Origin of the sequence: Propionicimonas sp., from assembly GCF_034927565.1 — a bacterium.
In the GTDB taxonomy this organism is placed as follows: Bacteria; Actinomycetota; Actinomycetes; order Propionibacteriales; family Propionibacteriaceae; genus Propionicimonas.
Genome location: NZ_JAYFPT010000100.1, coordinates 23,201 through 33,981, shown reverse-complemented (window position 1 = coordinate 33,981; position 10,781 = coordinate 23,201). Strand labels below are relative to the sequence as shown.

At 70.2% G+C, this 10,781-nt stretch carries 10 protein-coding genes; 9 read left to right on the top strand and 1 reads right to left on the bottom strand.

The genetic code is table 11. The annotated features are described in order from the left end of the window. Positions 1-299 (bottom strand): putative quinol monooxygenase (locus tag VB080_RS14235; RefSeq protein ID WP_323419118.1); only part of this gene is annotated, 299 nt, incomplete at its 3' end. Between the two features lie 122 nt (positions 300-421). Here VB080_RS14235 and VB080_RS14230 point away from each other — a divergent pair. The 9 genes from VB080_RS14230 to VB080_RS14190 all read left to right on the top strand — a co-directional run bounded on the left by VB080_RS14230 (position 422) and on the right by VB080_RS14190 (position 10,779). Beyond that, positions 422-1,684 carry an MFS transporter gene (locus VB080_RS14230; protein WP_323419117.1) on the top strand — a complete coding sequence of 421 codons (1,263 nt, stop codon included), beginning with the start codon at positions 422-424 and terminating at the stop codon, positions 1,682-1,684. A gap of 95 nt (positions 1,685-1,779) precedes the next feature. Then, positions 1,780-2,763 carry a phosphotransferase family protein gene (locus VB080_RS14225; protein ID WP_323419116.1) on the top strand — a complete coding sequence of 328 codons (984 nt, stop codon included), beginning with the start codon at positions 1,780-1,782 and terminating at the stop codon, positions 2,761-2,763. Positions 2,764-2,937: 174 nt separating this feature from the next. Beyond that, positions 2,938-4,152 carry an ROK family transcriptional regulator gene (locus VB080_RS14220; protein WP_323419115.1) on the top strand — a complete coding sequence of 405 codons (1,215 nt, stop codon included), beginning with the start codon at positions 2,938-2,940 and terminating at the stop codon, positions 4,150-4,152. A gap of 196 nt (positions 4,153-4,348) precedes the next feature. Next, complete coding sequence (locus VB080_RS14215; RefSeq protein ID WP_323419114.1) at positions 4,349-5,260, top strand: sugar phosphate isomerase/epimerase; 912 nt, start codon at positions 4,349-4,351, stop codon at positions 5,258-5,260. Continuing rightward, the gene (locus tag VB080_RS14210; RefSeq protein ID WP_323419113.1) at positions 5,257-6,426 is read left to right on the top strand and encodes a Gfo/Idh/MocA family oxidoreductase; all 1,170 of its coding nucleotides are present in this window, start codon (positions 5,257-5,259) and stop codon (positions 6,424-6,426) included. The genes VB080_RS14215 and VB080_RS14210 overlap by 4 nt, the downstream gene beginning before the upstream one ends. Positions 6,427-6,489: 63 nt before the next feature. Continuing rightward, on the top strand, positions 6,490-7,914 hold the full coding sequence (locus VB080_RS14205; protein ID WP_323419112.1) for an extracellular solute-binding protein: 1,425 nt from the start codon (positions 6,490-6,492) through the stop codon (positions 7,912-7,914). Continuing rightward, positions 7,914-8,846, top strand: coding sequence for a sugar ABC transporter permease (locus VB080_RS14200; protein WP_323419111.1), 933 nt, complete (start codon positions 7,914-7,916; stop codon positions 8,844-8,846). The genes VB080_RS14205 and VB080_RS14200 overlap by 1 nt, the downstream gene beginning before the upstream one ends. Further along, the gene (locus VB080_RS14195; RefSeq protein ID WP_323419110.1) at positions 8,843-9,706 is read left to right on the top strand and encodes a carbohydrate ABC transporter permease; all 864 of its coding nucleotides are present in this window, start codon (positions 8,843-8,845) and stop codon (positions 9,704-9,706) included. The genes VB080_RS14200 and VB080_RS14195 overlap by 4 nt, the downstream gene beginning before the upstream one ends. Beyond that, positions 9,706-10,779, top strand: a complete 1,074-nt coding sequence (locus VB080_RS14190) for an ABC transporter ATP-binding protein (protein WP_323419109.1) — start codon at positions 9,706-9,708, stop codon at positions 10,777-10,779. The genes VB080_RS14195 and VB080_RS14190 overlap by 1 nt, the downstream gene beginning before the upstream one ends. Positions 10,780-10,781 lie beyond the last annotated feature (2 nt).

Sequence of the window (10,781 nt, the reverse complement as noted above, 5' to 3'; positions counted from 1 at the left end):
AGGACGGCTTCGGGGAAGAGCTGGCTGTACTTCTGGGAACGGCGTGGCTCGGCCATCATGGGGGCAACGGTGTCGCGCCAGGTGGCGTAATGCGGGGTCTGCTTGTGGGCGGCGGCCGCCTCGGCGCCGCGGTACACCTCGACCAGGACGAACCGGGTCGGATCCTCGTCCGACTGCAGCACCTCGAACCGGGCGACCCCCGGCTCCTTCAGCGAGTTGCGAGCGTTCGCCGACGACGCCGCGGCGAACTCCGCCACCTTGTCCGGCACCACGTGGACGAAGACATGGACGATCAGCATGGTTCCAGTCTGCGCCATCGTGCAGGCCGGGGACAGAGCTCAGCCGAATTGCGCCCGAGCCCGGCGAGGTGAGAAGATCCACAGCTGCGCTCTGCGCAACATCTCCCTTCTGAAAGCCCGTCATGACGCTGCCTGAGTCCACCCGTGCGCTGATCGCGAACCGGCCGTTCGTGACGCTGCTGGCTGCCCGCACGCTGGCGATGCTCGGGATGGCCTTCTCCCCGGTGGCACTGGCTTTCGGCATCCTGCGGCTGCCCGGTGCGGACGCCGGCACGCTCTCGCTGGTGCTGGTCGCCCAGACCGCGCCGATGGTGGTGTTCATGCTGGTCGGCGGCGTGATCGCCGACCGCTACCCACGCGCCGTGGTGATGCTCACCGGGCAGGCGATGAGCGCGCTGGGCTGGGGTTCGATCGGGCTGATGATGCTCCTCGGCTACGCCCCGGTCTGGCTGCTCTGCCTGGCCGCCGCGGTGGCAGGGACGGCCGGCGCCGCCACCTACCCGGCCCTCAACGGGATCATCCCCGACCTCGTCCCGCAGGCCCATCGCCAGCAGGCCAACGCCTGGCTCGGCATGGGCGCGTCCACCGCCCGGCTGGTCGGTCTGGTCAGTGGAGGTGCGGTGGTCGTGCTGGTGGGCGGCGGCTGGGCCATGGTCGTGGCCGCATCCACCTACCTCGCCGCCGGCCTGTTCACCCTTGCCCTGCCACGGGTGAAGGGTTCGCTCGCCGACGCCGCGGAGAACCCGCTGCGACAGCTGCGCGAGGGCTGGCGGGAGTTCCGCTCGAGGCAGTGGCTGTGGGTGGCGGTCCTGCAGTGGTCGGTGATGAACATGATGCTGCAGGCCGCGCACGGTGTCTTCGGCCCGGTGGTCGCCGAGCACGAGCTGGGTGGCGCCGGGGTGTGGTCGATGCTGCTCGCCGCCGAAGCCGTGGGCGCCCTGGTCGGGGTGACGATCGCGTTGACCTGGAAGCCGCAACGTCCGATCCTCACCGCCACCCTGGTGATCCTTCCCTCCGGGGTGCCCGCCCTGCTGCTGGGCGCCAGCACCCCGGTGCCGCTGATCGCCTTGGCGTTCTTCGTGCTCGGGATCGGTTTTGAGCTCTTCGGTGTGTGGTGGCTGACCACCATGCAGGCAGAGGTGCCGCCCGAGTCGATCTCCCGGGTGTCCTCCTACGACGCTCTCGGTTCGCTCATGCTCGGCCCGGTCGGGCTGGCGCTGGCCGGTCCTGCCACCGTCGCCTTCGGGGTGCATCCGGCCCTGATCGGCGCCGGTGTGATCAGCACGCTCACCGCGCTGCTCGCCCTGCTCTCCCCCGATCTGCGCCGGCTCCGCGCCCGCCACCCGGCGACCGTCGAGGTGTCCGGCGTGGTGGCTGCCGCCTGACGGTTCTCCCTCCGTCCGGGGTCGTGGCGAAGTAGTCTGGGCGAGCGCCAACCCGAGCCACCGCAGGGGCGTCGAGCAGGAGGGAGCCCGCGGCCGTGTCGACCACATCTCGTCCAGCGGTCCCGCCGACGGCTCCCACCGAGGTGGCGGGCTGGGTTCGCGAGGTGGCCGGACGCCACGATCCCCGGGTCGGGCCCACCACCCCGGTCGTCCCGTTACTGACCTACGGACTGCCCACCCGTCCGTTCGCCCCGGCAACCACCGACGTGTTCATCTGCGCGAGCGTCGCGGTCAAGATCCACCCGGAGGGCACCAACCCGGAGGTTCTCTCCCACCGCCTGGCCGCCATTGCCCAGCCCGCCGTGGAACGCGCCTGGGTGCAGCCGCTGGGATACCGGCCGCTCCCCGCACCGGCCGGACGGGTGGCCACCCTGTGGCCGCGGATCGGCGTGCTCGGCACCCTCGACCGGCCACCGTGGCAGGAAGCCGGACGGCTGCTCGCCCGGCTGCACACCGGCCCGGTGGAGGACGCCAACCCGCCACCGGACGGTGGTCTCGTCCTGCTGCAGCGGACGATCGAGCAGCTTCGCACCGGCCGGGTGGACGTCGGCCACCCCACCGAGGGCGACCTGTCCGAACATGCCCGCGGTCCGCACCGGCCGGGGCCCGCCGAACTCGCCAACACCGGTGAACAACTGGCGTCGGAGCTCGCCCGGCCCGTCCGCACCTGCTGGGTACACGGCGACTTCCACCTCGGTCACCTCGGCCACACCCTGCTGCGGCGGCAGTGGCGGCTGGTCGACGTCGACCACGTCGGGGTCGGCGAGCCGGCCTGGGATCTGGCCCGGCCGGCCGCCTGGTATGCCGCCGGACTGCTCGACCAGTTGTCCTGGCACGACTTCATCACCGGCTACCGCACCCTCGGCGGGCCGGCGCTGCCCGCCGAGGGCGATCCGTGGCCGGCCCTCGAGACGGCTGCCCGGGCATCTGCCCTGGTCGCAGCGGTGTCGCTGCTCGGCCGGGTGCACGCCGAGGCCACCGCGGATGCCCTGCTGGCGGTGGCCTGGGGCAGGCGCTGAGCAGGGGGTTCCGGACGGCATCGGCAGCCCATCCGGCCCGACCCGCGAAACCCCTTGCCAGCTGACGGTCGGCTGGGTCAGAACGGGCTCGGCCAGCGACGATCGGCAGCTGTCCGGCGCGGTCCGCGTGACATACTGTGCCGACGTCCAGCCGCCGAGCGAGGGGAGGGCAGCATGCGCCAGGGTGCCAGTCTGCCCGGGATCGCCAACTACAACGAGAAGGTGGTGCTGCACGCGATCCGGACCTCCGGCGGGATCAGCCAGGCAGAACTCGTCGACCGCACCGGGTTGGCCACCCAGACCGTGTCGGCCATCGTCAACCAGCTGCTGGCCAAGGGCCAGGTGCGGGCCAGCGGGGTGCAGTCGGTTGGACGCGGCCGGCCACGCACGATCCTCGAACTTGTGCCCGACTCGCGGTTCGCCCTCGGCTTTCACATTGATCCGTCCCTGGTCACGGTGGTCGTGCTGAACCTTGCCGGCCAGGTGGTCCGGCTCGGCCACTCCCGCGAGGTCCTGGGCGACGACCCCGCCGCCAGCGTGCCGGCGATCGCCGACCTGGCCCGTGCCCTGATCCGCGACTCCGGGATCGACGCCAGCCGACTCGTCGGCAGCTGTGTCGCCACCCCGGGGGTGGTGGACGCCGCGTTCGGCGGCATGGTGCATCCGCTGTGGATGCCGACCTGGGATCGCTACCCGATCCGTGACCGGCTGGCGGACCTGCTGGGGATGCCGGTCGACTTCGTGAAGGACACCCTTGCGGCGGTCACCGGCGAGACCTGGCTGCGGGCCAGCGCCGACGACTGCTCACTGGTGTTCCTCTACCTGGGAATCGGGGTCGGGGTCGGGGTCGCGATCAACGGCGAGGTGCTCGGCGGAGCCTCCGGCAACGGCGGCGAGATCGGCCGCCTGCTGGTGGCGGTGGGCCGCTCCGACACCCAGGACGCCTACGCCGGACGGGGGATGGACAACGACCCGGCCATCCTGGCGCAACGGGCGATCGAGTCCGCGGTGATGCCGGGCGATCCCGGAGCCACCAGCACGCTGCCCGGGATCGACGCCGCATTCCGGCAGCTCTGCCGGCTGGCCCGGGACGGCAACGTTCCGGCCCGCGACCTGCTCGCCGGAGCCGGTGCGCGCCTGGCCACCGCCATCGTGGCAGTCGCCGAGATCGTGGACGCCGACGAGGTCGTCTATGGCGGCCCGTACTGGGAACTCGTCCGCGAGTTCTACGAGCCGGCCGCCGCCCAGGCCATCCGAACCCTGTCCGGCCACGGCCCCCATTCGGTTCGGCTGAGCGGCACGTCGATGGGTCAGGACGTGGGCGCGATCGGGGCAGCGGCCCGGGTGCTGGACGGCCACTACGTCCCCCGCACCCGCCTGATGCGCTGAGGCCCCGCTGGTCAAGCCTGCCGAGACCATGTCCCGGCTTCGGCGTCGCGGAGGTTCTGGCTCGCCCAGCCACCGACCGGTGGGTTGCTCAGCGTCTTTGTCACCACATTTCACGTCACCGCCGGAAAAGCGTTGACGTGAATATTCCCATAGCTTAGATTAAATCCAGTCTTCCACCCCTCGACGAGGAGGAGCCGTGATCCAGCTAGCCAACGCGCCGGTCAGCTACGGCGTCTTCGGGCTCGCCCGGCCCGACCTGGTGCCGCTGCCCGACGGCCCCCAACTCGCCGGCTGGGTGGCCGAAGCGGGCTATGCCGGGGTTGACCTCGGCCCGGTCGGCCTGTTCGGCGACCCTGACACGCTACCGAGGCTGCTCGCCGAGCACGGGCTCGGCCTGGCCGGAGGCTGGGTCGACCTGCCGTTCGGCGCCGGCACCGACACCGAGTTCGACCAGGCGATGGCCGGGCTGCGGGAGGTGCTGCCGATCTTCACCGCTGCCGCAGCAGCCGGGCTCGGCCCGTCCCCGAAACCGACCCTGGCCGATTCCGGCTCGGCCGAACGCTCCGCCCGGCCGGGCGGCGGACCCGACCTCGAGCTGGACGCCGGCCGCTGGGCCCGCTTCGTCACCCGCCTCGAACTGGCCGCCGGCGCGGTGCGCGAGGCCGGACTCGAGCCGAGCTTCCACCACCACGCCTGCACCTACGTCGAGACCCCGCGGGAGATCGAGCGCTTCCTGGCCGACACCGACGTTGACCTCACCTTCGACACCGGGCACCTGCTGCTCGGCGGCGGCGAGCCGCTGACTGACTTCCAGCGCTGGCAGGACCGGATCAACCACCTGCACCTGAAGGACTTCGACGGCGCCGTGCTGGTCGCGGCCGCCGGTTCGGACAACCCGCTGCGCGACGTCTGGGAGCGCCGGGTGTTCACCGCGCTGGGCTCGGGCGACCTGGACGTCACGGCCATCGTCGAGGCGATTCTCGCCTCCGGCTACGACGGCTGGCTGGTGGTCGAACAGGACGTGATCCTGGCTGACGCCGCCGACGTCGACCGGGCCCGCGCCGACCAGGTCGCCAACCGCGCGTTGCTGCGGCGGTGGTTCGGATGACCCGGCCCCGGATCGCGGTGATCGGCCTGGGCGGGATCAGCCAGTCCGTCCACCTGCCGCTGCTGCGCCGCAATGCCGACCTGCTCGACCTGGTCGCCGTGGTGGACGCCTCGCCGTCCCGGGCGGCCGGGATCGCCGCCGCCCATGGCGACGGCGTGCTGGCGCTGGACTCGATCGACGCGCTGCTCGCCGCGGTCGCCGCCGGTGCGCTGAGGGTCGACGGCGCGATCCTGGCGACCACCGGCTCCCACGCCCCTGACGTCGCCCGGCTGGTCGCCGCCGGCATCAAGGTGCTGGTGGAGAAGCCACTGGCCTTCAGCCTCGCCGAGATCGAACAACTCCGGGCGCTGGCCGCCGACCGCGGCATCGACCTCGCCGCCTGGGTGCGGGTCGGCTACATGAAGGAGTACGACCCCGCCACGCTGCGGGCAAAGAAGCTGCTCGCCGAGGTGACGCTGCGGGCGGTGTCCGTCGAGGTACTGCATCCCGCCGACGGCGCCCAACTGGCCTTCGCCAACCTGCTCCCGGCGCCCACCGACGTCCCGGCCGACACGCTGGCCGGTTTCCGGGCGGCGGCCACCGCCGGAATCGTCGCCGCCATCGGCGAACCGCCGGCACCCCTCCCGGCGCTCTACACCAACGTCGTGCTCGGTTCGGTGGTGCACGACATCGGGCTGCTGCGGGCGCTCACCGGTGGCATCCAGACGGTGGATCGCGCTCGCCATTTCGCCCCACAGTTCCCCGGCTCGCTCAGCCTGGGTGGCAACCTGGCCGACGACCAGGGCACCCCCTGGTCGATCGACTGGCACTTCATCGCTGACTACCCCGAGTACCGCGAGACCGTCACCTTCCACCACGAGACCGGGAGCATCGCGCTCGGCTTCACCGTGCCCTACGTACTCAACTCGCCCACGGTGCTGACCGTGGTCACCGGCGCCGAGCCACTCGGCTCGACGCGTTCCGAAAGCCGGTGGATGCAGCAGGAGGCGTTCGAGAACGAACTCCGGGCATTCGCCTCGCTGCTCGCCGGCCGGCCCCGGCCCGGACCGTCAGTGACGGACGGTGCGGCTGACGTCGCCGTCGGGCAGCTCATGATCCGTGCGCTCGCCGCAGGGCTCGGATCCCCCCTCCCGCCCGGAGCCGAGGCCGAGGCCGCGACTCCCTGACCCGCGCATCCGCGCCACCCCAACCCCACACCGTCATCGTCCCAGCATCACGAAAGGGAGACCATGAAACCAATCCGCACCGCAGCGGTCGCCTTGGCCGCCGTCGCCGCCGGCTCGCTCGTCCTTGCCGGCTGCAGCGCACCTGCCACCACCGCGCCGTCGTCAGGTGGGTCGAGCGCCGCCTCCGGCGACGCCGTGACCCTCACGATCATCACCAACTCGATCACCGGCGGGAAGAATGCCGCCGAGGCCGACTGGATCACCAGCTGGCTGATCCCCGAGTTCGAGAAGGCCCAGGCCGCCGCCGGCAAGAACGTCACTGTCGAGTTCGAGCCGCAGGGCGTGGACGACGAGAACTACAAGACCAAGATCTCGCTCGACCTGCAGTCCGGTGGTGGCGCCGACATCATCGGGATGGACGGTATCTGGGTCGGCGAGTTCGCCGAGGCCGGCTACATCAAGCCACTGTCCGAGGTCGGCGGAGCCGCGGTGGACAGCTGGGAGGGCTGGACGCAGATCCCCGAGGCCGTCCAGAACGCGCTGTCGTTCAACGGCGAGCGGTACGGCGTCCCACAGGGCGCCGACGGCCGGGTGATCTACTTCAACAAAAAGCTCTTCACTGACGCCGGCCTGTCCGCCGACTGGGCGCCCACAAGCTGGGACGACGTGCTGAGCACGGCGGCCACCCTGAAGAAGCTGGACGGCGTCACCCCGCTGCAGATCAATGCCGGCACCGCGATGGGCGAGGCCACCACCATGCAGGGCCTGCTGCCGCTGCTGGTGGGCACCGGCGAGCAGGTCTACACCGACGGAAAGTGGATCGGCAACACCGCCGGACTGCGCGACGTGCTGAACCTCTACAAGAAGATCTACGTCGACGACAAACTCGGCGACGCCGTGCTGCAGCAGGAGGCCTCCGGCCGCGACACCTCCTTCCAGTTGTTCGCCGAGGGCAAGATCGCGATCCTGGCCGAAGGCGACTACTTCTGGCGCTCGGTGATCAACCCGGCCGAGGGTGTCGGCACCGCGCCGATGGCCGACCGCGACACCAACGTCGGCTATGTGAAGATCCCCGCCAAGGCGCCCGGTGCGGGCATCAACGGCCAGGATTTCGTCTCGATGTCGGGTGGCACCGGCCGCGTCCTCAACCCGAACTCGAAGAACCCGGAACTGGCCTGGGAGCTGCTGGCGTTCATGAACTCGGCCGACGCCTTCAAGGCCCGGGTGGCCGGGACGATCTCGATCACGCCGCGCAATGACGTGAACGCCGAGATCCTGGCCTCCGACCCGATGCTCACCTTCGTCAACGACCAGGTGCTGCCGATCACCGCCTACCGTCCCGGCCTGGCGGCCTACCCGCAGGTCTCGGTGGCGTTGCAGCAGGCCTCCCTGGATGTGGTCTCAGGCACCAGTGTGGACGACGCGCTCGCCACCTACGTCACGACGCTGGAGGGCATCGTCGGAGCGGACGCGATCCGGAACTCCTGATGACCCAGACGACCTCGACGTCGGTGGGGGGCGCCACAGCCCCCCGCCGACGGCGGGCCGACGACGTCGCCGGCCTCGGCACGGCCCGGGCCGGCGTCTTCGTCGCCCCCGCGCTGATCATCATCGGCGTCTTTCTGCTGTTCCCGGCACTGTGGACGATCTGGCTGGGGATGACCGACTACCGGCTGACCGGCGTGCAGGCCGCGTCCCCGAAGTTCGTCGGCCTCGACAACTTCATCCACGCCCTGACCGACCAGGCATTCTGGAACTCACTCTCCCTCACCCTGGTCTTCGTGATCGGCTCGGGGATCATCGGGCAGATGGTGATCGGCTTCGCGATCGCCTGGTTGGTGCGCAATATCAAGGCCTGGGCGAAGGGCCTGATCGAGGTGCTGGTGCTGGCGGCGTGGGTGATCCCGTCCTCGGTCGGCGCCTTCCTCTGGCTGGCGATGTTCGATCGCCGCAACGGGACGGTCAACGAACTGCTCGGCACCCAGGGCTACGCCTGGCTGATCAACCATCCGATGGAGTCGATCATCCTGTTCAACATCTGGGTCGGGACGGCGTTCTCGATGCAGCTGTTCTCCTCGGCGATCGGCGCCGTGCCGCCGTCCCAGATCGAGAGCGCCCGGATGGTCGGCGCCTCCACCTGGCAGCAACTGCGGGACGTGATCATCCCCAACATCAAGGGCCACATCCTGACCAACACGCTGCTGATCACACTGTGGACGTTCAACACGTTCACGCCCTACCTGGTCACCGCCGGTGGCCCCAACGGCAAGACCGAGATCCTCTCGGTCTACATCTACAAGACCGCGATCCCCGGCGGCCAACTCGGCCTCGGCGCGGCGATCTCGCTGCTCATGCTGCTGATCAACCTGGTGATCGCCCTGGGCTACATGCGGGTGTCGAGAGAGAAGAGCCGCTCATGACCACCACCACCGCGCCCGGCAGTCATGCCGACGGTGTGAAGAAGGCCAGGGCCTTCGCCGGCCGGGTGCTGTTCGTCCTGGTGCTGACCCTGATCGGCCTGGCCTGGGCGCTGCCCCTGGTCTGGCTGGTACTCGCCCCGTTCGACGCCAACCCGACGCTGTCGCTGTCCTGGCCGGACTGGACGCTGGGCAACTTCGCCCGGCTGATCGACAACCCCTACGCGCTGCGCTCGATCGGCAACTCGCTGTTGCTCGGCATCGGGACGATGGTGGTGGTCGTCGTGCTGGGGGCGCTGGCCGCCTACTCGATGTCCCGGATCCGGATCCCGGGCCGGGACGCCATCCTCTACGGCCTGCTGCTGCTCTCCAGCGTGGTGACCGGAACGGCGGCCATGGTGCCGACCTTCCAGCTGATCACCCAGTTGCAGCTGATCAACACCTATCCCGGCGTGGTCCTCGTCCTCACCGGCGGGCTGCTGCCGACGGTGATCTTCATCCTGAAGGACTTCATGGACTCGATCCCGAAGTCCTACGAGGAGTCCGCCCGGCTCTACGGCGCCAAACCCTTCCGCATCCTGTGGGACGTGGTGGTGCCGATCGCCCGGCCCGGCCTGGCCTTCTTGTCGATCTGGACGATCGTGCAGGTCTGGAGCAACTTCCTCACCCCGTTCATCCTGCTCCGCAGCCCGGATCTCCAGCCGGCAGCGGTGATCATGTACACCTTCTACACCGAGAGCGGTCAGGCCGACCTGCGTCTGATCTCGACCTTTGCACTGCTGTTCTCGGCGCCCGTCCTGCTCATCTACTTCTTCGTGAACCGCCGCTACGGCTTCCGCTTCCATGGGGGGATCAAGTCCTGATGTCCGGTATCCAAACCAACGGCCTGGAGAAGGAGTACCCCAACGGGGTGCGTGGCGTCGACGGAGTCGATGTCGAGATCGCCGACGGCGAGTTCTTCGCGCTGCTCGGCCCGTCCGGCTGCGGCAAGACCACCCTGCTGCGCTCGATCGCCGGACTGGAGCAGATCACCGGCGGCAGCCTGCAGATCGGCGGCCGGGACGTCACCAACGCCGAGCCCGGCGAGCGCGGGGTCGCGATGGTCTTCCAGGACTACGCCCTGTTCCCGCACATGGACGTCGGCGACAACATCGCCTACCCGTTGAAGATCCGCCGGGTGCACCGCACCGAGCGGCGAGCGACCGCCGAGAAGGTGGCCAGCGGGCTGTCGCTGGACGGCCTGATCGAGCGCCGGCCCGGGCAGCTCTCCGGTGGCCAGCAGCAGCGGGTGGCGCTGGCCCGGGCGGTCGCCACCCGGCCGGATGTGCTGCTGCTGGACGAGCCGCTGTCCAACCTGGACGCCCGGCTCCGGCTGGAGGCCCGCACCTTCCTGAAGGAATTGCAGCGTGATCTCGGGGTGACAACGGTGTTCGTCACCCATGACCAGGCCGAGGCGTTGGCCCTGGCCGACCGGATCGCGGTGATGAAACTGGGCCGGCTGCAACAGGTCGGCACCCCGCGGGAGGTCTTCCAGCAGCCGGCCAACACCTTCGTGGCGGGCTTCATCGGCTCCAACCCGATGAACCTGGTGCCCGGGCGGATCGCCGGGGACCAGGTGGAGGCCGCCGGCGCGCGGCTGCCGCTTCCGTCCGCTGCCACCGGCCGGGTCGGCGAAGGCCAGCAGGTGATCTGGGGAATCCGCCCGGAGTACCTGCGGTGGTCGGCCATCGCGGTGCCGGGTGCCGTCCCCGTGCAGGTGAGCGTGGTGGAGAACCTCGGCGCGACCGTCCTGGTCACCGTCCATCTCGGCGAGCAGAAGCTGCAGGTGCTGGTCGGCGAGGACGACGAACCGGCGCCCGATTCGACCGGCTGGGTAGTCCCCTCCCCGACCAAGACGCTGCTGTTCGACGCCGCCACCACCGAGCGGATCGGCTGACC

Coding starts and splice junctions, on each gene's coding strand:
- VB080_RS14205 (WP_323419112.1), top strand. CDS start 6,490: ATGAAACCAATCCGCACCGCAGCGGTCGCCTTGGCCGCCGTCGCCGCC.
- VB080_RS14220 (WP_323419115.1), top strand. CDS start 2,938: ATGCGCCAGGGTGCCAGTCTGCCCGGGATCGCCAACTACAACGAGAAG.
- VB080_RS14210 (WP_323419113.1), top strand. CDS start 5,257: ATGACCCGGCCCCGGATCGCGGTGATCGGCCTGGGCGGGATCAGCCAG.
- VB080_RS14195 (WP_323419110.1), top strand. CDS start 8,843: ATGACCACCACCACCGCGCCCGGCAGTCATGCCGACGGTGTGAAGAAG.
- VB080_RS14200 (WP_323419111.1), top strand. CDS start 7,914: ATGACCCAGACGACCTCGACGTCGGTGGGGGGCGCCACAGCCCCCCGC.
- VB080_RS14190 (WP_323419109.1), top strand. CDS start 9,706: ATGTCCGGTATCCAAACCAACGGCCTGGAGAAGGAGTACCCCAACGGG.
- VB080_RS14230 (WP_323419117.1), top strand. CDS start 422: ATGACGCTGCCTGAGTCCACCCGTGCGCTGATCGCGAACCGGCCGTTC.